General features: G+C 32.0%; 21 protein-coding genes, 1 tRNA gene and 1 CRISPR repeat array. Of the genes, 21 read left to right on the top strand and 1 reads right to left on the bottom strand.

What is annotated here, in order from left to right:
• The first annotated feature begins 106 nt into the window (after positions 1 to 106).
• From H4K33_RS09490 to H4K33_RS09405, 19 genes are all read left to right on the top strand, one after another.
• Positions 107 to 517 carry a thioesterase family protein gene (locus tag H4K33_RS09490; protein ID WP_182648274.1) on the top strand — a complete coding sequence of 137 codons (411 nt, stop codon included), beginning with the start codon at positions 107 to 109 and terminating at the stop codon, positions 515 to 517.
• A 54-nt stretch (positions 518 to 571) separates the two neighbouring features.
• Complete coding sequence (locus H4K33_RS09485) at positions 572 to 1,303, top strand: hypothetical protein (protein WP_182648272.1); 732 nt, start codon at positions 572 to 574, stop codon at positions 1,301 to 1,303.
• 176 nt (positions 1,304 to 1,479) lie between these two features.
• The gene (locus H4K33_RS16545) at positions 1,480 to 1,743 is read left to right on the top strand and encodes a hypothetical protein (protein ID WP_255493639.1); all 264 of its coding nucleotides are present in this window, start codon (positions 1,480 to 1,482) and stop codon (positions 1,741 to 1,743) included.
• Entirely contained in the window at positions 1,722 to 1,901 is a 180-nt protein-coding gene (locus H4K33_RS16540; RefSeq protein ID WP_255493638.1) for a hypothetical protein, read from the top strand. Before H4K33_RS16545 ends, H4K33_RS16540 begins: the two co-directional genes overlap by 22 nt.
• Before the next feature lie 11 nt (positions 1,902 to 1,912).
• The gene (locus H4K33_RS09475) at positions 1,913 to 2,476 is read left to right on the top strand and encodes a zeta toxin family protein (RefSeq protein WP_255493637.1); all 564 of its coding nucleotides are present in this window, start codon (positions 1,913 to 1,915) and stop codon (positions 2,474 to 2,476) included.
• A gap of 245 nt (positions 2,477 to 2,721) precedes the next feature.
• Positions 2,722 to 3,531 (top strand): hypothetical protein, encoded by an 810-nt coding sequence (locus tag H4K33_RS09470; RefSeq protein ID WP_182648270.1) that lies wholly within the window; start codon positions 2,722 to 2,724, stop codon positions 3,529 to 3,531.
• 2 nt (positions 3,532 to 3,533) lie between these two features.
• A complete protein-coding gene (locus H4K33_RS09465; RefSeq protein ID WP_182648268.1) occupies positions 3,534 to 4,406 on the top strand; it encodes a hypothetical protein in 873 nt (290 codons plus the stop codon).
• A 485-nt stretch (positions 4,407 to 4,891) separates the two neighbouring features.
• Positions 4,892 to 5,950 (top strand): AAA family ATPase, encoded by a 1,059-nt coding sequence (locus H4K33_RS09460; RefSeq protein WP_182648266.1) that lies wholly within the window; start codon positions 4,892 to 4,894, stop codon positions 5,948 to 5,950.
• Between the two features lie 3 nt (positions 5,951 to 5,953).
• The gene (locus tag H4K33_RS09455; RefSeq protein ID WP_182648264.1) at positions 5,954 to 6,601 is read left to right on the top strand and encodes a DUF4276 family protein; all 648 of its coding nucleotides are present in this window, start codon (positions 5,954 to 5,956) and stop codon (positions 6,599 to 6,601) included.
• A gap of 138 nt (positions 6,602 to 6,739) precedes the next feature.
• Positions 6,740 to 7,537, top strand: coding sequence for a CRISPR-associated endoribonuclease Cas6 (gene cas6 / locus H4K33_RS09450; RefSeq protein WP_182648262.1), 798 nt, complete (start codon positions 6,740 to 6,742; stop codon positions 7,535 to 7,537).
• Between the two features lie 209 nt (positions 7,538 to 7,746).
• Positions 7,747 to 7,926: a hypothetical protein gene (locus H4K33_RS09445; RefSeq protein ID WP_182648260.1), complete on the top strand. Its 180-nt coding sequence runs from the start codon at positions 7,747 to 7,749 to the stop codon at positions 7,924 to 7,926.
• Positions 7,927 to 7,939: 13 nt separating this feature from the next.
• Positions 7,940 to 9,886 carry a hypothetical protein gene (locus H4K33_RS09440; RefSeq protein WP_182648258.1) on the top strand — a complete coding sequence of 649 codons (1,947 nt, stop codon included), beginning with the start codon at positions 7,940 to 7,942 and terminating at the stop codon, positions 9,884 to 9,886.
• A 4-nt stretch (positions 9,887 to 9,890) separates the two neighbouring features.
• Positions 9,891 to 10,787 (top strand): type I CRISPR-associated protein Cas7, encoded by an 897-nt coding sequence (locus H4K33_RS09435; protein ID WP_182648256.1) that lies wholly within the window; start codon positions 9,891 to 9,893, stop codon positions 10,785 to 10,787.
• Between the two features lie 46 nt (positions 10,788 to 10,833).
• Positions 10,834 to 11,610, top strand: coding sequence for a type I-B CRISPR-associated protein Cas5b (gene cas5b / locus H4K33_RS09430; RefSeq protein WP_182648254.1), 777 nt, complete (start codon positions 10,834 to 10,836; stop codon positions 11,608 to 11,610).
• Positions 11,594 to 14,362, top strand: coding sequence for a CRISPR-associated helicase Cas3' (gene cas3, locus H4K33_RS09425; RefSeq protein WP_182648251.1), 2,769 nt, complete (start codon positions 11,594 to 11,596; stop codon positions 14,360 to 14,362). Before cas5b ends, cas3 begins: the two co-directional genes overlap by 17 nt.
• Positions 14,363 to 14,366: 4 nt before the next feature.
• Entirely contained in the window at positions 14,367 to 14,873 is a 507-nt protein-coding gene (locus H4K33_RS09420; RefSeq protein ID WP_182648250.1) for a CRISPR-associated protein Cas4, read from the top strand.
• A gap of 16 nt (positions 14,874 to 14,889) precedes the next feature.
• Positions 14,890 to 15,897, top strand: a complete 1,008-nt coding sequence (gene cas1b / locus H4K33_RS09415) for a type I-B CRISPR-associated endonuclease Cas1b (RefSeq protein ID WP_182648248.1) — start codon at positions 14,890 to 14,892, stop codon at positions 15,895 to 15,897.
• A complete protein-coding gene (gene cas2, locus H4K33_RS09410; protein ID WP_182648246.1) occupies positions 15,897 to 16,160 on the top strand; it encodes a CRISPR-associated endonuclease Cas2 in 264 nt (87 codons plus the stop codon). The genes cas1b and cas2 overlap by 1 nt, the downstream gene beginning before the upstream one ends.
• 206 nt (positions 16,161 to 16,366) lie before the next feature.
• Positions 16,367 to 19,421: a CRISPR direct-repeat array (repeat unit 30 nt; unit sequence CTTTTAATCGTACCATACAGGAATTGAAAT).
• A gap of 138 nt (positions 19,422 to 19,559) precedes the next feature.
• Positions 19,560 to 20,138: a YdeI family protein gene (locus H4K33_RS09405; protein ID WP_182648243.1), complete on the top strand. Its 579-nt coding sequence runs from the start codon at positions 19,560 to 19,562 to the stop codon at positions 20,136 to 20,138.
• A gap of 52 nt (positions 20,139 to 20,190) precedes the next feature.
• Here H4K33_RS09405 and H4K33_RS09400 read toward each other — a convergent pair.
• Positions 20,191 to 20,264, bottom strand: a tRNA-Met gene (locus H4K33_RS09400).
• Between the two features lie 148 nt (positions 20,265 to 20,412).
• Between H4K33_RS09400 and H4K33_RS09395 the strand changes: the two genes are divergently transcribed.
• Positions 20,413 to 20,799 carry an START-like domain-containing protein gene (locus H4K33_RS09395; RefSeq protein ID WP_182648241.1) on the top strand — a complete coding sequence of 129 codons (387 nt, stop codon included), beginning with the start codon at positions 20,413 to 20,415 and terminating at the stop codon, positions 20,797 to 20,799.
• A gap of 54 nt (positions 20,800 to 20,853) precedes the next feature.
• A complete protein-coding gene (locus tag H4K33_RS09390; RefSeq protein WP_182648239.1) occupies positions 20,854 to 21,699 on the top strand; it encodes an aminotransferase class IV in 846 nt (281 codons plus the stop codon).
• Positions 21,700 to 21,840 lie beyond the last annotated feature (141 nt).

Below are 21,840 nucleotides of genomic sequence, written 5' to 3'. Positions count from 1 at the left end.
TGTGAACAATTTTTGGGATAAAAAAACGATTAAGTCATTGTAATTTTCAAAAAAAAATGGTAAGTACATTTATAATTCAATTAGTCAAATAAAATTAAAAAAGAATATGAAAGAATTTGATTACACAGTACGTGTGCGTTACGCTGAAACAGATCAGATGGGAGTGGTGTATCACGGAAACTATGCTCAATACTTTGAAATAGGGAGAGTTGAATGGTTGCGCAATTTGGGAATATCCTATAAGCAAATGGAAGAATTGGGAATCATGCTTCCTGTAGTTTCTTTAACCATGAACTATAAAAAACCCGCAAAATACGATGAAGATTTATGCATACGAACAATTTTTAAACAATGTAGTGGAGTGAAAATAGAATTTGACTACGAATTGTATAACCAACAAGGGGAGTTATTAACAACAGGATATTCGATGTTGGTATTCGTTGATATGAAAACAGGAAGACCAACTGTTCCTCCAGCTTATGTAGTGGAAAGAATTGATGGATTAGATAAAGAATAATTTTTTTTATTCTTTGAAGTAATTATATCTTTATCAAACAAAATAAAACAAACTATGAAACATGTATTTGCTCTAGTGAGTATCCTTTGCCTCGGATTAAGCTCATATGCGCAGCGTCCTACATTAATAGATGGACGTGTTCGATTGTATAATGGGCAAATTATTCCTGTGAAAATTGAAAATAAAAATACAAAGGAACAAACACAAGCTGATCAAACAGGTTATTTTTTAATTCAAACAAGTCTAGGTGATACTTTGCGTTTCACAAGTGATTACAGCGCAACAATGTTGTATGTTATTGATGAAGGTGATTTACAAACCAAACGCATTACTCCTGTCTTGATCAAACCAGGGCAGAATCTAGAGGAAATTGTCATCGTTAAAAAAGAATTTGGTCAAGGTGAAATGGAGTTTGGCGGTAAAAAAATGACTCCCGCTGAAAAGCGCTATAATAGAAATAATCGCGTATTTAGTGCAACAAATGACCTGAAAATGGGAATTAGTATCGAAGGTATTATCAATCGATTGAATGGAACGAGAAAACGCGATTTAAAACTGTTGGAATATGAAAGGATTGAAACAAATATGACGTCTTTTTACAAACAATACCCAAGAGAAGAATTAATGAAAGATCTAGGTATTCCAGAGTATCACGTGGACGCATTCGTGATTTATTTCGTAACTCAACCGGAAACAGATAAAATAAAAGTAGACCAAAGTGAAGGATATCAAATTCTTTTGGCGCAGTATTACGATGAATTTTTGACTTTTATCAAAGGCGAGTAAGCAAGAAATTGCACTTAAAATAATAGGGATGTAGATTGTACTGCATCCCTTTTTTTGTGTTTGTAGAGGGAGATGTATACTTTGTATGAGGTCTTTAGTCATTAGGCTGGGTAAAATCTTTTAGGATAGCAACTCGAAGTTTTGTAACTTTATCAATCATAACAAAAAGTATTACAATGCCAAAGCAAGTGAGAAAAAATACATCAACAACAAAGTTGCAAGAGGAGCGAAAATTAATAGTTAGAGCTGCTAAAAAAGCCTCTTCTACTGCTGTACGAATTTCTACTGCATTAGAATTACCTATACAAGTGGTAAAGGGCAATACAGTGATCTTACAAGGGGCTGATGGCTCAACGAGAGAACTAAAAAAAATAAAACAGGTAAAAAGCAATATTAGTTTAGCTAAAGGAGTTAAAATATGCCTGCAATCAAAAGACTAAGAGTATTTGGTGGTCCTAATGGTTCTGGTAAATCAACTTTATTTGCTTCGATAAAAGAGCAATTTAATGTGGGACATTTCATCAACTCGGATGAAGTTGAAAGAGAAATTACTTCTAATGGATTCGTTAATATCGAATCTTTTGGTCTGAGACACTGACACAAGAAGACTTGGATGCTTTTAAAGCAGAACCCAATACGCATACGTTGATTGAGAAAGCTGCATTTGAAGGACATGTAATTGATATCGAAATACGAGAAAATGTAATAGTCGATAAATCAAAACAAACCCATAGTTACGAAGCTTCTTTAATCACTTCTTTTTTGCGTAAACACCTTTTGAAAAAAGGATCGAATTACTCTTTTGAATCTGTTATGAGCCATCCTTCTAAGTTAGATGAAATTCGCCAAGCGAAAGAATTGGGATATAAAACCTATTTGTACTTTGTATGTTTGCAAGATGCAGACATTAATGTTTCAAGGGTTTTGAACCGGGTGGAAAAAGGAGGTCATAATGTAGATGAAGAGCGTGTTAAAAGAAGATATACTGAAACATTAAATAATTTACTTCCTGCGCTTTTATTAGTGGATAGAGCTTATGTTTTTGATAATTCAACGGATAAAATGGAGTTAATTGCTGAGTTGGAAAATGGAGCAATTGAAATTTTAGTATCTGGGAATAAAGTTCCAAACTGGTTTATTGAATACGTAATTAATAAAATACAAACACAATAAAAGTAGACCAAAGTGAAGGATATCAAATTCTTTTGGCGCAGTATTACGATGATTTTTTGACTTTTATCAAAGGCGAATAAGCAAGAAATTGCACTTAAAATAATAGGGATGTAGATTGTACTGCATCCCTTTTTTTGTATCTAAATCAAAAGTATAAACGCTATGTTTTATTAATGTAGTATCTTGCAGAAAGGAACAAAATACTTTTTGATTCCGATGTGAAAGAAAAAGAAAAACAAATTGTTATGAGTAGACCAGGAGGAAAAACAGTAAGTTGGTTGCCTTTTATTTTTATACTTGTCTTTATGTCTTATGGGAGTTCCCAGCTACTTTCCTTGGCGAGTATTCCCTTAGAAATGGCTAGTGCATTAGTTACAGGAGAACCCCATAGTGGAAAATTAGAGTATGTTACAGATGAATATGAAGAAGGGTACATCGGTGTGATTTATGATAGGGAAGACGGAACGCGTGGATTCATCCCCGCTGAACGATTAAGTGATTTAACCATAGATTACTTTGGTGCTACCGATCAAGTGGTACTTCTCGATGAAACTGGTGGAACGTTTTGGCTGACTTATGAGGATCTTGGAATCGCATATGCGATTTTATTACTTACTTTTTTTGTTCTTCGACTTGTTCTTTCTCTTGTATTGATGCTATGGTCTGTGCTTTCTTCCAAAAAGGTAATGCAACAAGGAAAAATGGGAATAAAACTACTGTTGAAACCCATGCGTTTGCTTTTGTTTGGTTATGTGCTTTTTGTTTTTTACCAAAATCGGATTTTTGCCTATGAAGAGGAAGTGGAGTTTTTTACCATTTTTCTAGGTATTTATTCACTGTACTTCCTTATTGTATTGCTTCTTCGAGTGCGAAGTGCAAAGAAATATTGGACGGTTCATCCAGCTAATGAAACATCAACTCATCCACTTGTATATCCTACGGTAACGGTAGCTGATTCTACTTCGATGTTTACGATGCCTACAACCAAGCATGAGAATGCTTTAATACAGCGCGAAAAAAGAACATTTAAACATAAAACATCGCGTTATAATTAGGTATGGGAATCATGTTGTTTAATGGCATTCCCCTTGGTTTAACTGCTTATGGATGGGGGGGAGTTTTAGCCGTGGTTTTTAGCTTGTATTTGACGTATAGTATAGGACAACGTCGAGCGAAAAACGGAAAAGGCACTTTAGGTTGTTTGGGGGTTGGCTATGTTTTTCTTGTGGTAACTATTTTGGTGGTTTTGACAAGTAGTATTACGATGGGCATGGCGTCCTCACTCTATAAAACAACGCAGTTGCTAATCAATGGAGAACGTTATACGGCTCAAGTTGTGTCGTATTCCTCTTATGAAAGTCACGATGCAGATGCGGGAACTACAACCACGATGTTTACTCCAACAGTTGAATTTTTCACCTCTTCTGGAGAGTTGGTTGTTCATACATTATCCTATTCATCGAGTAATCAACCTACAATTGGCGATACGTTGATCGTGTATTACAGCGAATTAACTGGAGATAGCGTGAGTTTAGGGTTTACTACATTTGCCTTGTTCTTTGGCGCTTTGATTATGATGATCGTTTTAGTTTTTGCCTTTTGGGGGGTATTGCTGTATGTAATGAACTATAAAATGGATTACTACTTGCGTGTGGTTAAATATATTGGCGTATATTTCTTTATTCCACTCGTGATGATTCTCTTTGATTGTTTGCTCATTTACGCTTTCTTCTATGGAAATGAAGTGCCACTCTTTGCAACGGGACTTCTTGTTTTTTTTATTTTGATTTTAACCTTGGGAATTTGGGGATATATTAAAATGATCCTCACTCATGATATGGTCTGGATACAAACAGGTCCTAGGAGTTGGGGAGCTAATCCAGTTCCTAAAAAGACGAATAAAGAGAGTAGTTGGGTGAAGCGGAATTGAAATTAAAATATTTGGATAAATTGAATGTCAGTGTTTTATAATTTATTCCAGGGCTTTAACTTTATCCAACTCAATTAAAGCCTCGAGGGTAGCCCGCGCATGAAAAAGTTGAACAGAATGATCAAAACAGATACGCAATTCAACTACTTGATTTTGGAGATCGTAGTTTGTGAGTTAAGTACCAACACGGATAGCAACCTTAAATCCACACCATCGGATTTTGATGTTGTAAATCAATAGTGAGTAGAAAAGATGTTTAATTTAAAGAAATAATTATTGGAAAAAAAAGGGTGAGAAATACGGAGTTGTCAATGATAAAGGAATTGTATTTGTATCATTTCAATATGCTCATATTTAGCCTATAAATGGAAAGTGTTTTATAGTGAAAATATAGATTTTTTTTAAATGATATAGAGAATTGGTTTGAGTATACTAAATTTCTTAAACAAGATAGTATATTTACATAATGATATAAGTGATAAGGTATGTTAGATAAAGTAGAAATTAAAGGATATAAGTCAATTAAGGAGCTTTCTCTTGTGATAGCGCCTATAAATATACTAATAGGTGCTAATGGAAGTGGAAAGAGTAATTTTTTGTCTTTCTTTAATTTTATGAAAGAGATCTATAAACGGAACCTACAACAATATGTGGCTTTAAATGGAGGTACAGATCGATTTTTACACAAGGGGAATAAAATTACTTCGGATATTTTTGGTAAACTATATTTAAGAAATAACAATTATTCTTTTCTTCTTAAGGAAGGTGAAGGGAGTTTTGTATTTTTAAATGAAGGAATTGGATATTTACAGTCTATTTTTAATATTGCATCTTATGGATCGGAGGCACGTATTAAGAATGATAATACAATTCGCTCTAATTATATTAGAGAGTATTTAGAGTCTATTATGAAATATCATTTTCACGATACAGGGGGTCAATCACCTTTTCATAAATCCTCAAATATAGAATCGGATAAATTCATCTTGTACGAAGATGGACGTAATATAGCGGCATTTTTATATAATATTAAAGAAGAATATCTAAAACATTATAATTTCATCATACGTACAATTCAGGCTGTTGCTCCTTATTTTTCAGACTTTTATTTACAACCAGATGAGAATGGAAATCTTCGATTATTTTGGACTTCGAAATACAGTAGTACAATATATAGTTCACGAGATTTGTCTGATGGAACACTTCGGTTTATTGCCTTGACCGTACTGTTTATGCAGCCAAATCTGCCAAGTACGATTATCATTGACGAACCAGAATTAGGTTTGCATCCATTTGCTATTGGTAAATTGAGTGGTATGATTAAGTCGGTGTCAAAGAAGGAAACGAAAGTTATCTTAGCAACTCAATCAACCGATTTGATTAGTTACTTTGAACCAGAGGATATTATTACAGTGGATCAGCTAGAAGGAGAAAGTGTATTTAAGCGCTTAGATAGCGAAAATCTAAAAGAATGGTTAGATACTTATACGATAGATGATTTGTGGAAGAGAAATATAATTAATGCTGGACAACCAAATTCATAGAAGATGAAAAGATTAATTGTAATTTGTGAGGGACAGACGGAGCAAGAATTTTGTGTGAAACTATTAGCTCCGTATTTAGCAAACAAAAATATTTATATACAAAACCCGCTGATAAAAAGAAGTGGAGGAGGAATTGTTTCTTGGCTAATATTAAAACAAGAAATACAAAAATACTTGCGTTCAGATTCTTCGGCATTCGTAACTACTTTTATTGATTTGTATGGTATTACTAATACTCATCAATTTCCTCGGTGGGAAGAGAGTAAGGGAATGCAACAGGTGAAAAATAGAGTAGTGGATATAGAGAACGCAATGTATGGTGAGATCAATAATCATCGGTTTATACCCAATATAGTAGTTCACGAATTTGAAACTATTTTGTTTAGTGATCTAAGTGCTATAGTTGATCAAATAGATGAAAGAGATCTGAAATTGAATGAATTAAATCAAATTTTACTTCAATATGAAGATATTGAATTAATCAATGATAGACCTTTAAATGCTCCTTCAAAAAGATTAGAAAATTGTATTACAGGGTATGATAAAATAGTTTATGGCAACATTTTAGCAGAATCAATTGGATTGGAAAAAATAAGAACAAAATGTGCCAAGTTTAATGAATGGGTTAGTAAGTTAGAATATATTACATAAAACAGAAGAGAATAATCTGTTAGTTATAAAATTATAAAAAAAGAGGGGGATAGTGCCCTCTTTTTTTGTTTTTAGTATTAGACCTAATTGAAAATTAAGTTTTTATTTGGTATGTTTATAATGTAATAAAATGATAAAATGCGATTTAAAATAAAGTTAGAAGCTGTAGAAGGGCAAAAAATAATTCCTATTAATTATCAATATCCTTTATCTGCAGCGATATATAGAATTATTAACAAAGGAGATGCTGGATATGCTTCTTTTTTGCATGAAAGAGGGTATGGAAAAGGATTTAAACTATTTTGTTTTAGTGATATAAAATGCCCTTTTACGATAAACGGTGATCGATTGGTACTAAACCAAAATGAACTCGAGTTTCAAGTTTCCTTCCATTTGCCAGAGGCTATGCAACATTTTGTACAAGGGTTATTTGCTTCTGAAAAAATCAACATATCAGATCAAAAATCGAGACAAGATTTTAAGGTAAAATCTATTGAACGAGTAAATAGTGCCCTCATTAGACATCGTGAGAATGAAATTATTGAGGTAACCGTAAAACCGCTGTCTCCGTTAGTGATTGGTGATAAAAAGGATACAAAGTTCTATACTTTTTTAAGTCCAAAGGAAGAACTATTTCGAACTTTATTCGTTCACAATTGGCGAGAAAAGATAAAAGCAACATACAGTGAAGAAGAAGCTCGAGATGCCTTTTTAGTGGTTGATGTAGATTTTTATGAGAAACCCTTTCGCTCTCGTTTGATCACAATTAAAGCTGGAACACCTCAACAATCAATGGTGAAAGGTTATGTGAATTTTAAATTAGCAGTAAAAGGAGAACGCCGTTTTATTGACTTACTCCTTAATGCTGGTGGAGGATTATACAACGCACAAGGATTAGGTTGTTTAGGAATTGTTGAAGAGAAGCTGGGAGTTTAAAACTCCCAGCTGATTACAGAATACAAAAGAATCTGTTACTTATAGATTTCAATTCCTATTAGTTCGATTAGAAAGGTTTATTAACATAGCAAAGTTATATTAATATAAAGGAAAAAAAAATAAATCACATATTAATATTTTTATCAGTTACTTATAGTGATTTTTTTGATTTAGATTTTATATATTTGTTTTAACAAAAAATAATATCTATGAGACAAGATGTCTATTATATAACAATTGATAATGGGTTAATGAGTTTGGATGAGCTTCCCCAGTATATAGAACAATTACAAAAAGAGTTTTTAGATTTTAGTTTTCAAGATTTTTTTAGTGAATTCGATTTTACGGATAGAAAAATATATCCAGCTTTAGTAAGTAAATACAGTTAAATAAAATTTGATTATGATAAAAGAGATAGTAAATTTTATGAAATTACTACCTGATGAATTTAAAACGGTAGGATCTCAACCAAAAGAAGGGTTACATATTGTATTGAATCAAAAAGTTGATACTAATCAGGTAATGAGTATTGATTTAAATGATTTTCAATATGAAATGTATGCAAAGAAAGATGAAGAGATTAGTTCTTTTTTAGAAGAATGTAAACTGCGTCATCAAAATGCCTGGTGCATTGATACAAATAAATGTTTTGATTTACCTATAAAAGCAATTCACAGTTGTTCTCCTTTTGTTGTGGCATTTAAAAGAGAACATTTGAGAGGTGGGGGGAAATATACAGCAAATCAAACAGGAAAGAAAAGACAATTGTATGAAAGGTTTGCTGATTATTTTGAAAAAGCGTTTCAGTTATTTGATCAAGAAAAAGATCAATCAAAATATGAAGTTTTTAAGCATTTTTTTACAGGAGATCAATTTTCTCTTCTACTTGATAAAATTGAAGAGAGATTAGATGAAGAGAGAAATGTTTTGCAAGAGAAGCAAGAAGAACTTAAGGAGCTAACAAAAAATACGAAAGATTCACAAGTAAAGGAGCAAGTGAAACTCGAATTAAAAGAAATTGAAAAAAAGTTAACAAAGGTTCGAAAATTAGGGGATGGGGAGTATGTTATTTTTTATTTAAACGAACCTATTGAAATGTATGAGGAGGCACATAAAAAGTACCTAGATGATAGATTGTTTAATACAGATAAGTACAATACTGTTCCTGATGATGAAGGCTTGATTTATGGTACTAGTAATTTCATGAATGGATTTAATGCTAATATGCCCTTTTTGATGCATCAATCAGCTAGTTTTGATATTACGGGACGTATCTCTAATGTAGAAGCTAGATTACTCCATGAATTTAAAGGACTCTTACCTAATAAAACACTTCCTAATCCATTGCCTATTTTTATTTATGAAGAAGAGTTAAATGGTCATTTAGTTGAACTTATGCGAGAAAGTAATTATAAGTTTGGATATCAGGAAATTGTGAAGTCTATAACGGAATATCATAAAAAAGATATTGGTAATTACTACCTTTTGTTCTGGCAGAACACAAAAGACGGTTTGGTGTTTAGGGATTTTGATTATGTATCCACGTTTGAGTATAAATTTAGTGCTAGCTCAAAAGATGCTCTAGTAATTGACAATTTATTTGAGGTACAAGATGAAAAAAAGAGAAGAGAAAAAATCATAATTAACGATATCTTTCACTTGGAGAACACTGTTTTTAAACCATTACTAGGAAATAAGTTTCACAAACTGGATTATTTCTCTGATTTAACTACAGATGGTTATGAGAGTTTAGTAAACACTTTTCAGTCTTATTCTAAGTATCGTAAAACGGTATATGATTTTGTTTATAAATCGCAAAGGCATTTAATTGATTATCATATTTTTCACGAAATGGTGTTTAATGGAATTAAAGACAATATTAAAAATAATTATACGAAGGGAGTTCGAGAAAAACTAAATATTTGGTATAGTATACAACATTATTTTAACCAAAAAAATAAAGCATATATGGGAGATAGATTAAAAGATTATCAGGAGTTTGTAACAGAATTAATTTCAGAAACTGGCTTACAAAGAGAGACAAATGATGCCTATTTTGCGTTTACGGCGGGTATGGTTATCAATTATATTATAAACAAGAGTCGATCGGCAGACGCAAGCTTTCAATTGCTAGAACCATATTTACAGCAAGTAAGATGTTCAGAATTTAAAAAGGCAATTGCCAATGATTTTGCTCGCTATAAACACGAGAGATTTTCGAGGAATTTTGAGAGAGCTGCTGCTTTTGTATTGAGTTATGAAACTGAATCAGATCTAAAAAAGTTATTACCAGAAATATTATCAGGTGTTTTCGCTAACAATCAATTATATAGTTCAACTAAAAAATAAAATTATGAGTACAGCATTTAAAAATCGCGTTTATGGCGCAGTTGTTATTAAATCACTTAATTCAAATTACAATGCAGATTTTTCTGGGCAACCTAGGAAACTGCCTAATGGAGTAGTGTATGCTACAGATAAGGCATTGAAATATTCAATACGCAATTATTGGAAGAATGCTCTAGGTGAAAGTGTCTTTTATTTTAAATCATTAAATGAAAATTTAGCACCGAGAGATTTAAAAGAAACCTATGAAGTAAAATACAAAGACATTAAGAATGATAAAGTTGAAGTACTAGGCAATCTTCTTCAAAACCTCGACGTTCGTTTATTTGGCGGTACTTTTGCAGTAAAAAGTGTAAATCTTTCGTTACATGGAACTTGTCAAATAACACATGGGGTAAATAAGTTTGCGGAAAACGTGATTTATTCAGAACAAATCTTATCTCCTTTCCGCAATTCAAATAAAGAGGACGCAGATAATAGTACATTAGGATCTCAGTCTCGTTTAGAGGAAGGTCACTATGTTCATCATTTTTCGATCAATCCAAAGAATATAGAAGAAGATGCAACTCGAGTTAAGTCGATTGGAGTATCGGTAGATGATATAGCAAAATTAAAAGAAGGAATGTGTAAAGGGGCAACCTATTATGATTCTGCAGCGAAGTCTGGTACAGAGAATGAACTGATGGTTTGGATAGAATTAAAAGAAAATTCAAAAATAGTATTACCATCACTTGTTCATTTAATTGATGTTAATGATAATAGAGAAATTGATTTACAAAAAGTACAAACTTTGTTGAAAGAAGAACATATTGCCAAAGAAATAGCAAAAATAGAACTGTATTATAATAAGTCGTTGACTAAAGTTATTAACGAACCAACAGAGGCAGTTGTATTAGCCATTTAATCTAGTAAGTTGAAATAGATTTCAACTTACGTTTTAATAGAAGTATATGAAAATAGTATCGATAGATTTACATTCAGATTTTGGTTTTTTTCGAAAACCAGATACGAATAATACGATTAATCTTTCCTACAATATAATCCATAAGCCTGGGATATTAGGGGTGTTAGGAGCTATTTTAGGATTGGAAGGCTATAGAGAAAAAGGAGTTTTACCAGCATACTATTTAAAATTAAAGGATTTAAAAATAGCAGTTGAACCTTTAATGCACGATAAAGGTAATTTTACAAAAACGGCGATAAAGTATACAAATACTGTGGGGTATGCTAATAAAGGAAATAATTTTTTGACCGAAGAATTAACGTTGATAAACCCTGCCTATAGAATTTATTTGCAGTTAGATGATACCATTGAATTGCATGTAAAGTTGTTTGACTATTTAAAGGAGGCTAAAACAGAGTTTATTCCTTATTTTGGTAAGAATGAATTTACTGCCTGGTGGACAAAAGAAAGTTTTAGAATTTACAGATCAACGATCAATCCACAGGTGGATAAACAGGGAGTTAGGGTTAAAAGTTTATTTAAAAAAACACTTAATCTTAAGGATAATAAAGAACAGCCATATCCTGATCTTATGTCCTTAGGAAGTGATGAAGCTGAATTGCCTTTTGTTTTTTTTGAACGTTTGCCCTATCTATTTGATGAAAAGCTAATGCAGTATATTTTAGAAGATTTTGCTTATACGGATTATCTGGTTAAAAATGCACATACAATGGAAGGATTGTGTCATCTAATAGAAGAAGATACCTATGTCCAATTTATATAAATCCACAGAAAAAATAGTAAGTGAATTACCTTCGTTACAAAGTTATTTATGTGACGAAGGTATTTATTATGCTCACAGAGATCCTAAAGGAGTAGATCAGCCAGAAACTTTAGTAGAACATATCAATTTGGTTATCAAGTATTTTTTGCAACTTGTTAATGAACACCAACTAGATGCAATTATAGATGGATTAATTTATAATTACCTAAATGAGGTAGGTGTTGAGAATCATCTTGTAGGGGAAGAGATCAAACAACAATTCATTAATGTTATTTGTTTTCATGACCATGGAAAAGTAAATGAAAATTTCCAGGCCGATAGTACAAAAATGAATAATACCCATTTTTTCGGAAAGGCAAAAAAAGATAGTATTATTTCAACCCATCACTCTTCCTTAGGGGCTTTTATTTTTTTAGGTAAAGCACTAACGGAGACATTTCGATTTGGGAATCAAGAAAAAAACGTGTTGATGTCGACAGCATATTTGTTGTCTTATACCATATTTAAGCATCATAGTTCATACTTAGATGACAATATAGCTAGTACACTAGAGATGTCTAATATTCTTATTAATAGGGATAGAGAAAAAACATTGAATTTTATGTCAACGTATTTCACAAAGTTTGATTTAGATATCAAGCAAGAGGTGGTGCGTTATATAGGAAATACTAAAATAATAGCGGTAATATTAGATCAATATTGTATTTCAGATTCCCTTTATTCGTTGTTGAAATTAAATTTTTCACTACTTACAGCAGCCGATTACCTAGCAACAAATGAATATAGTTCCAAATGTCCAATTGCAGATAGTAGTGTGTTCTCTGTAGAGCGAATTAACCAGATTTATGAATATTTGACACAGGCAGAATATTTGATACACGATCCCTCTAAAGTTAATTTTAATGCGATTACCTACAAAGAATTAGACACCTATAAATGGATCAATCCAAAATTACAATCAGGTGATAATCTCAATATTCTACGAAAAGAGATGGGTATTGAGGTAATTAAAACCATAAGAGAAAACTTGGATAAAAACTTATTTTACATTGAAGCTCCAACGGGGGGTGGAAAAACAAATCTATCTATCTTGGCGACTATGGAGTTGTTACAAGGGGCAAAGGGAAAGTTTAATAAGGTGTTTTACGTTTTTCCTTTTACTACATTAATTACCCAAACTAAAGATAGTATAAAAGAAACATTAGGATTGGATGATAATGAAATTATAGAATTGCATAGTAAAGCAGCATTTGCAGAAAAAACGGAAATAGATGGTGCCTATGGCAAAGAAAAATTGAATTATATTTCTAATCTATTCGTACATTATCCAGTATGTTTATTAACTCATATAGGTTTTTTTGATGGTATTAAATCAAACAGAAAGGATAAAAATTATCTATTTCATCGTTTAGCTAATTCGATTGTAGTTATAGATGAATTGCAAAGCTATAATCCAAGTCAATGGGATAAGATTATTTATTTGATTAATCATTATGCCCAAGCATTAAATATTAAGTTTATTTTAATGTCAGCTACACTGCCAAAATTAGATCGTATAGAATTTTTACAAAAAAGGGTACAAGAATTTGTGTACTTATTACCTGATTCAAAGGAGAAATATTTTAAAAATCCGAATTTTTGCGAAAGAGTAATCTTTGATTTTGAATATTTTGAATCTAAAGCTGACTTAAACCATTTAGCAAGTAGATTAGTATCAGAATCTAAGGCTTATGCAGATTTTGACTATGGTGGGGCCAAACCTAAAGGATCCGTGTATACAATTATTGAGTTCATTTATAAGAAGTCTGCAACTGATTTCTATGAGTTGTTCAAAGATGATGAGTTCTTTGATGAAATTTTTGTTCTTTCAGGAACAATTTTGGAGCACAGAAGGCAATATATTATTAGTTTTTTAAAGGATAAAGAAAATAGAAACAAGAAAATATTATTGATTACAACACAAGTTGTTGAAGCAGGTGTTGATATTGATATGGATTTAGGTTTTAAAGATCGTTCCTTAATTGATTCGGATGAGCAGTTAGCAGGAAGAATTAATCGCAATGTTAACAAAAAAAACTGCAAACTCTTCTTGTTTAATTATAATAAAGAATCAGTTGTGTATGGACGTGATTTGCGTTACAAATTCACAAAAGAAAAAATTAAAGCAGAGCAATATCAAGAAATTTTAAAAACTAAAAACTTCGATTTGTTGTATGATTTAGTAATTAACAATAGAAATAAATGGACAACTACTCCGATGGTAGAGAATGTTACTGGTTATATTAATCATTTAATAAATCTGCGATTTCAATCTGTTAATGATGAATTTCAATTAATTGAAAATAAAAATGTTTTGTGTTTTATTCCTTTGAAAATCCCTATTAAAATTGGAGAGAGGGATTTCTTTACAAAGTCAGAATTAAAGTTTTTAAAATCATATGGTATTTTACCTACAAACTGTAATCAAATTTGTGGAGCACAGGTGTTTAACCTTTATATTAATATTATACACAACAGAATTGAGTTTGTTTCTCAAAAAATGAGAGAGAAGCGATTAAACAGTATCTTATCTAAATATGTATATGCTGTTTTTGCTACAGAAGCAATTGAAAAACAATTAGTTCATTTTAGTAATGTAGAAAAATCTCAGTATGGATATCAATATATGGAGCACTGGAAAGATTTTTATACAGAAGAAGGCGGTATGGATACATCTAGATTATATGGAGTAGAAGAATCTCAATTTTTGTAGTATTATGTTAGTAAATGCAACACATATCAATTTATATCATGTTTGTAAACGTGAATTGTGGTTACATTATCATGGAGTTCGCATGGAATACAATTCTGATTTAGTAGCTGAGGGTAAGTTATTGGGAGAACTATCTTATCCTGATCGATCAGAGAAATACACTGAACTGCAATTAGGGAATGTGAAGATTGACTATTATGATGCGCGTAATAAAGTAGTGCATGAAATAAAAAAATCTGATAAAGTAGAAGCTGCACACAGAGCTCAAGTGATGTACTATCTGTATCGATTGCTTTTAGTAGGAATAGAGGGCGCAACAGGAATTATTGAATATCCTGCTTTAAGACAAAAAGAACATGTGATTTTAGATCCAGGTGAGATTGAGAAGATACAAAAATGGGAAAGAGAAATTATAGAAATATGTTCTAGAGATAAATGTCCTCAAGTATTACGTGCTAAAATATGTAAGTCCTGTAGTTATCATGATTTTTGTTATATAGAAGAAGAGTAGTCAAAAGTAAAGTTATATGAAAAAGACATATTATTTATTTAACCCAGGAAGATTAAGTAGAAAGGATAATACTTTAAAATTTGTACCTGTTGACAGTAGTGGTAATGAAGGGATACCTAAGTATATTCCCATAGAAGGAGTTGCAGATTTGTTTTGTTTTGGTAGTTTGGACGCAAATAGTGCTTTGTATACCTTTTTAGGTAAGGCTGGTATAGCAGTTCATTTTTTCGATTACTATGAACATTATGCAGGTTCTTTTATGCCAAAAGAGTATTTACTTGCAGGTAAAATGCAGATTGAGCAGACTAAGCATTATCTCGATAAAAAGAAGAGAATGATATTGGCTCGAAAATTTGTTTCAGGTACTTCTTTCAATATGATAAAGAATCTTCGATATTACATTAATCGAGATAGAGATTTACAAGATATACAAGAAATAATTGAAAAGTATAATTTATCAATAGAGGCAAGTGGTGCTATTGATGAGTTAATGGGGATAGAAGGTAATATTAGACAATTATACTATTCCGCTTTCAATGAAATTATTACTTCTGATTTTATTATGGGAAATCGAAGTAAACGCCCTCCTCAAAATGAAATAAACGCTTTGATTTCATTTGGTAATATGATGTGTTATAGTTTGTGTTTAAGTCAAATTTATCACACTCAGCTGAATCCCACCATAAGTTTTTTACATGAACCTGGATATAGACGATATTCATTAGCTTTAGATTTGGCAGAAATTTTCAAGCCACTATTAGTCGATCGTTTAATTTTTAGATTGTTAAACAAAAAAGAAATACAGGCAAAAGATTTTGATCATCAATTGAACAGTTGTACGTTAAAAGAAAGTGGAAGAAAGATATTTGTAAGAGCTTGGGAAGATAAAATAACAGAAACATTTAAGCATCCTGTATTGAAACGTAACGTAAGTTATAAGCATTTGATTAAATTAGAGTGTTATAAGTTAAGTAAACATGTGTTAGGTATAGAAGAATATAAACCTTTTAAATCACGTTGGTAATGTATGTAATTTTAGTTTATGATATAGGTGAAAAGAGGGTAGGTAAGATGCTTAAGTTGTGCAGGCGTTATTTGAATTGGATTCAAAACTCGGTGTTTGAGGGGGAGATTACGGAGGTAAAATTAAAAACGCTCTTAGCAGAGGCTAAAGACATTATGAATAAAGATGAAGATAGTGTTATTATTTTTAAAAGTAGAGAGGAAAAATGGCTTGAAAAACAAGTAGTAGGTAAAGAAAAAAATGAATTGGACAACTTCTTATAGTTGTCGATGACTGTAATAGAAAGTGTATTGTTCTTTGAAATAATGAAAAAAAACTATCTTTGTGTTGATTTTCAGTAGTTTATAAAGTTGTCGCTGATAAGGATAAAATCGGTTATTGCTGATCGACTAATTTTGTGAATAGAAAGTATATTATATACTTTTGTTAAACCTATAAAACGGGTTTTTTTATGCCATTTGATTAACGGCTTTTAATCGTACCATACAGGAATTGAAATTATATTTGCTAAGTTTTGTTTAGTTTATTAGTTAGCCTTTTAATCGTACCATACAGGAATTGAAATATTGTTACTTCGTCAAATGTTAACCCTTGACTCTTCTTTTAATCGTACCATACAGGAATTGAAATTCACGTATCGTTTGTTTACGAGACTTTAATTGACTCCTTTTAATCGTACCATACAGGAATTGAAATCTTAAAGCTAAATCACTATACTTAAAAATAATTGAACTTTTAATCGTACCATACAGGAATTGAAATGTTTCTACATATTCTTGAATATTATTCTCGAATTGCCTTTTAATCGTACCATACAGGAATTGAAATGAAATAAAACACGTACCTACTTGTACATATTCAAAACTTTTAATCGTACCATACAGGAATTGAAATAAGAAACGCAAAGGATCTGTTTTGTACTCCAGTGCTTTTAATCGTACCATACAGGAATTGAAATTGTGTATATCTTTGTCAAAACGTGACGGAGTGTAAACTTTTAATCGTACCATACAGGAATTGAAATCATTCTAGGAAATGAAGTTGCGGGCATGTTTGCACTTTTAATCGTACCATACAGGAATTGAAATCTTCTTAAATTAACATAGTTCCTTTTGGTAATTGAATCTTTTAATCGTACCATACAGGAATTGAAATGATTTCAAATTAGCCCTTCCTTTAGGGTTATCAACAGCTTTTAATCGTACCATACAGGAATTGAAATTGTCGTATTTACCTTCCATGGCCAAACGAAATGACTCTTTTAATCGTACCATACAGGAATTGAAATAGCGTTGACACAAGAACGAATTAAAGAGCTGTGTTCTTTTAATCGTACCATACAGGAATTGAAATGAAGTTATACCAAGAATAACACCATAACAAAAGGGCTTTTAATCGTACCATACAGGAATTGAAATATACTCAAATAAGGTGCGTTGTATTGCACTTCCTCTCTTTTAATCGTACCATACAGGAATTGAAATTATACAAAGAATTAAAGACCAATAATATAGTAGTCTACTTTTAATCGTACCATACAGGAATTGAAATTTAGGAATTGCTCAACAAAGACTATCTGTACCTTTAACTTTTAATCGTACCATACAGGAATTGAAATTTAGGAATTGCTCAACAAAGACTATCTGTACCTTTAACTTTTAATCGTACCATACAGGAATTGAAATATGATAATTTTACCATACTCAAATTTGTTCAGTTACCTTTTAATCGTACCATACAGGAATTGAAATATGCTCCAGCCAATTCTTTGGCTTGATTGGATAACTCTTTTAATCGTACCATACAGGAATTGAAATGTAATCGCAGCAATTAATCCAGCTGCGGAAATACCACTTTTAATCGTACCATACAGGAATTGAAATATGAGGATGCAACTGCTAACGTTTTCCCAATCACTGCTTTTAATCGTACCATACAGGAATTGAAATATGAGGATGCAACTGCTAACGTTTTACCAATCACTGCTTTTAATCGTACCATACAGGAATTGAAATAAGTATGGATTTGTTTGGAGGTAAGGCGATTCTACTTTTAATCGTACCATACAGGAATTGAAATCGATAAGAAAAATAAATAATCAAATCTCTAAATAGACTTTTAATCGTACCATACAGGAATTGAAATGGGTGTCCTGTTCCTACTGATATTTTTCTAATGTCTCTTTTAATCGTACCATACAGGAATTGAAATCTCATGGTCAGCTGATCAGTTTTTTCTTTTATCCCACTTTTAATCGTACCATACAGGAATTGAAATGGTTCTAAATCATCTACTTCAAATTTGTGCTCTAACCTTTTAATCGTACCATACAGGAATTGAAATTTATTGACATAATAGTTGAGTGTTTCAATTACTCCATCTTTTAATCGTACCATACAGGAATTGAAATTCTGATGTTTCACCATTAATTGAAGTGGATGGAAAACTTTTAATCGTACCATACAGGAATTGAAATTCGATAGAATTGAGACGAGCCCCAACAAAATCAACTTTTAATCGTACCATACAGGAATTGAAATTTATTGACATAATAGTTGAGTGTTTCAATTACTCCATCTTTTAATCGTACCATACAGGAATTGAAATTCTGATGTTTCACCATTAATTGAAGTGGATGGAAAACTTTTAATCGTACCATACAGGAATTGAAATTCGATAGAATTGAGACGAGCCCCAACAAAATCAACTTTTAATCGTACCATACAGGAATTGAAATTAATGTAATTTGATCAGTTATGCTGTCCCCCTTTGACTTTTAATCGTACCATACAGGAATTGAAATATATAATCTTCTTCAGAAGTTCTATTAGAGTCTGCCTTTTAATCGTACCATACAGGAATTGAAATAAGTATTCAACACGTTTAACACCATCGCAAACCACTTTTAATCGTACCATACAGGAATTGAAATGCAGTAAATTTAGATGTTCTAAGTTCTAAACCATCCCTTTTAATCGTACCATACAGGAATTGAAATTTTGGTGTCTTAGAAGTATCGATCCAACTCATTCCTTTTAATCGTACCATACAGGAATTGAAATCTGGTATATGTTGACAAATGTGATAATAAGCGGAACCTTTTAATCGTACCATACAGGAATTGAAATTCAAGAACCGGAACTTTAAACTTGTTTTTTTTCCGACTTTTAATCGTACCATACAGGAGTTGAAATCTCAAAGCTTTGATATCCGCAATTGAGATATTCACTTCTTTTAATCGTACCATACAGGAATTGAAATATGTTTGATCAAAAAATTAAATATTTGAGTGAAGACTTTTAATCGTACCATACAGGAATTGAAATTAATGTCAAAGAATTAATGTTAAAAAAAACGTTCGACTTTTAATCGTACCATACAGGAATTGAAATGGGTTAATTATACATAGGTCAGATAATGAGGCCTCCTTTTAATCGTACCATACAGGAATTGAAATGCGAAAACAATAGTTTTAATGTTTCTGAATACTTCCCCTTTTAATCGAACCCTACAAGAATTAAAACCACATCCATTAGTTATCTCGAAAAGATCACATCCATTTTTTACTCTTGACATACCCTTGTCATCAAGTAGCTCTAAGTTTGCCTAATCTTGGATCAAATAAAACAAGAGCAGCGAGAATAATCCAAATAAGGAGCAATATGACGAAAGAAATAGAAACATTTTATCCACAAAGCAGAGCAGCTTGGAGGCAATGGTTAGAGGAGAACCACGAATCAAAGCAGTTTATTTGGTTAGTGTATTACACCAAAAAGTCAAACATTCCCTCACTCAGTTGGCGAGAAGCAGTAGATGAAGCGCTTTGTTTTGGATGGATTGACAGTACAAGAAAAAAAGTGAACGATTCTTCGTCTATTCAATATTTTAGTAAACGCAAACCAAAAAGTATTTGGTCTAAAATCAATAAAGAGATCGTTCAAACGCTCATTGACAACAACCAAATGACAAAAGCGGGGTTTGAAAGTATAGCGATTGCAAAGGAAAACGGTTCTTGGATCATTTTGGATGAGGTAGAAGAATTGATTATTCCGAAAGAGTTGGAAATAGCGTTTACTAAACACAGTGGTTCCAAAGACTATTTTCTCAGTTTGAGTAAGTCAACACGGAAAATAATTTTAAGTTGGATAGCCCTTGCCAAGCGGCAAGAAACGAAAGAGAAACGCATCAATCAAATTGTGGAAAGCATGGAGAAAAAGCAACTTCCACCACATATGAGGTGATTTCATTTATAAAAAAAAAGACCTAATCTCTCGATTAAGTCTTGTGTTTTTGTAGCGAAGACGGGAGTTGAACCCGTGACCTCAGGGTTATGAATCCTGCGCTCTAACCAACTGAGCTACCTCGCCAAATGTTGATCTTTATCCTATTTCTAGGAATGCGAGTGCAAAGTTACTATTATTTTGGTATAAAGCAAATAGTAGCCTTCTTAAAAAATATTTTTTTATTACCAAAATATGATTATATTCGAGGAATTATAACTTTTTAAGTATAGCTATGAAAGAAAAATATGAATTAGAATTTTCAATAAATTCATCCCCTCAACTGTTATATCAATACGTGTCAGATCCCTCAGGATTAAGCGAATGGTTTGCTGACAATGTTAACTCTAGAGGAGAAGTTTATTCTTTTATATGGGGAGATTCGGAGGAAAAAGCAAGAGTTGTTACAAGAAAAACAGACGAAAGAGTACGTTATAGATGGTTAGATGAAGACGGTGAGGATACCGAATACTATTTTGAAATAAAAATAATCCGCGACGAATTGACGAAAGATGTTACTATTATCGTAACAGACTTCGCAGAATCAGACGAAGTGAATGAATCGAAACAATTGTGGGAAAATCAAATTATGGATTTAAAACAAGTCCTAGGATCTGCTTAAATTCCATAAAATATAACTTATATTTGCCGTTAATAGTAATCACAAATTAGAACTATGATTAATGTTAACGGCAAACTTGTTTCTACTACTGACCTTGCAATAGAAAACAACCGTGGATTTTTATACGGAGACGCTGTTTTTGAAACAGTTAGAGTCTTAGATCGAAAAGTTTTATTCGCTGAAGATCACTACTTTAGATTGATGTCATCCATGAGAATCATGAGAATGGAAATTCCCATGCATTTTACCTTAGAAAATTTTCAAGAAGAAATTATAAAAACAGCAGATGCTTGTTTGAGTGAAGCAAAAGCTTTTCGCGTGCGTTTAACTGTTTATCGCGATGCAGCAGGGAAGTACCTTCCTCGAGAAAATAAAAGCATCGGATTTGTAGCAACTGCAGAAGCTTTAGAACAAACAGTTTATACTTTTCAAGATCAAGCATACGAAGTTGAACTGTACAAAGATTTTTATGTCGCAGCGAATTTACTGTCTACCGTAAAAACAACCAATAGAGCTGTCAATGTGTTGGCAAGTATTTTTGCTTCAGAAAATGAATACCAAAACTGTTTATTGGTTAATGATAAAAAGAATATCATAGAAGCCGTAAATGGAAATTTATTCGTGGTGAGTCAAAACGCAATTAAAACGCCTCCTTTGGACGAAGGTTGTGTAAAAGGTGTAATGCGCAAGCAAATAATAGAACTTATCGGAAAACACCCCGATTTGACTTTAGAAGAGGGAGCGATATCTCCATTTGAATTACAAAAAGCAGATGAGATTTTTATCACCAATGTTATTACTGGAATTCAACCCGTAACCAAATACAGAAAAAAAACGTTTACAACTCAAATCGCTAAAGATTTGATGGATCGATTGAATGCTAAAATTCGCTTGATGTAGTAGAGGGTTGACACTTAACTGTTAACTGTTTACAGTAGATGATCAATATATAGAAAAACCATTCCTTTGTAGGGGTGGTTTTTTTGTTCGTTGTTTTTTGTTCGTTGTTTGTGAGGTTTGCTCTTTGTTTAGCATCTCACC

This window comes from Myroides sp. WP-1 (assembly GCF_014145635.1).
GTDB lineage: Bacteria > Bacteroidota > Bacteroidia > Flavobacteriales > Flavobacteriaceae > Flavobacterium.
This window is presented reverse-complemented; position numbering and strand designations above follow the sequence as displayed.

What these genes read in the sequence shown, in the direction of transcription:
- H4K33_RS09490 (WP_182648274.1), top strand. Translation starts at nt 107, where the DNA reads ATGAAAGAATTTGATTACACAGTACGTGTGCGTTACGCTGAAACAGAT.
- H4K33_RS09485 (WP_182648272.1), top strand. Translation starts at nt 572, where the DNA reads ATGAAACATGTATTTGCTCTAGTGAGTATCCTTTGCCTCGGATTAAGC.
- H4K33_RS16545 (WP_255493639.1), top strand. Translation starts at nt 1,480, where the DNA reads ATGCCAAAGCAAGTGAGAAAAAATACATCAACAACAAAGTTGCAAGAG.
- H4K33_RS16540 (WP_255493638.1), top strand. Translation starts at nt 1,722, where the DNA reads ATGCCTGCAATCAAAAGACTAAGAGTATTTGGTGGTCCTAATGGTTCT.
- H4K33_RS09470 (WP_182648270.1), top strand. Translation starts at nt 2,722, where the DNA reads ATGAGTAGACCAGGAGGAAAAACAGTAAGTTGGTTGCCTTTTATTTTT.
- H4K33_RS09465 (WP_182648268.1), top strand. Translation starts at nt 3,534, where the DNA reads ATGGGAATCATGTTGTTTAATGGCATTCCCCTTGGTTTAACTGCTTAT.
- H4K33_RS09460 (WP_182648266.1), top strand. Translation starts at nt 4,892, where the DNA reads ATGTTAGATAAAGTAGAAATTAAAGGATATAAGTCAATTAAGGAGCTT.
- H4K33_RS09455 (WP_182648264.1), top strand. Translation starts at nt 5,954, where the DNA reads ATGAAAAGATTAATTGTAATTTGTGAGGGACAGACGGAGCAAGAATTT.
- cas6 (WP_182648262.1), top strand. Translation starts at nt 6,740, where the DNA reads ATGCGATTTAAAATAAAGTTAGAAGCTGTAGAAGGGCAAAAAATAATT.
- H4K33_RS09445 (WP_182648260.1), top strand. Translation starts at nt 7,747, where the DNA reads ATGAGACAAGATGTCTATTATATAACAATTGATAATGGGTTAATGAGT.
- H4K33_RS09440 (WP_182648258.1), top strand. Translation starts at nt 7,940, where the DNA reads ATGATAAAAGAGATAGTAAATTTTATGAAATTACTACCTGATGAATTT.
- H4K33_RS09435 (WP_182648256.1), top strand. Translation starts at nt 9,891, where the DNA reads ATGAGTACAGCATTTAAAAATCGCGTTTATGGCGCAGTTGTTATTAAA.
- cas5b (WP_182648254.1), top strand. Translation starts at nt 10,834, where the DNA reads ATGAAAATAGTATCGATAGATTTACATTCAGATTTTGGTTTTTTTCGA.
- cas3 (WP_182648251.1), top strand. Translation starts at nt 11,594, where the DNA reads ATGTCCAATTTATATAAATCCACAGAAAAAATAGTAAGTGAATTACCT.
- H4K33_RS09420 (WP_182648250.1), top strand. Translation starts at nt 14,367, where the DNA reads ATGTTAGTAAATGCAACACATATCAATTTATATCATGTTTGTAAACGT.
- cas1b (WP_182648248.1), top strand. Translation starts at nt 14,890, where the DNA reads ATGAAAAAGACATATTATTTATTTAACCCAGGAAGATTAAGTAGAAAG.
- cas2 (WP_182648246.1), top strand. Translation starts at nt 15,897, where the DNA reads ATGTATGTAATTTTAGTTTATGATATAGGTGAAAAGAGGGTAGGTAAG.
- H4K33_RS09405 (WP_182648243.1), top strand. Translation starts at nt 19,560, where the DNA reads ATGACGAAAGAAATAGAAACATTTTATCCACAAAGCAGAGCAGCTTGG.
- H4K33_RS09395 (WP_182648241.1), top strand. Translation starts at nt 20,413, where the DNA reads ATGAAAGAAAAATATGAATTAGAATTTTCAATAAATTCATCCCCTCAA.
- H4K33_RS09390 (WP_182648239.1), top strand. Translation starts at nt 20,854, where the DNA reads ATGATTAATGTTAACGGCAAACTTGTTTCTACTACTGACCTTGCAATA.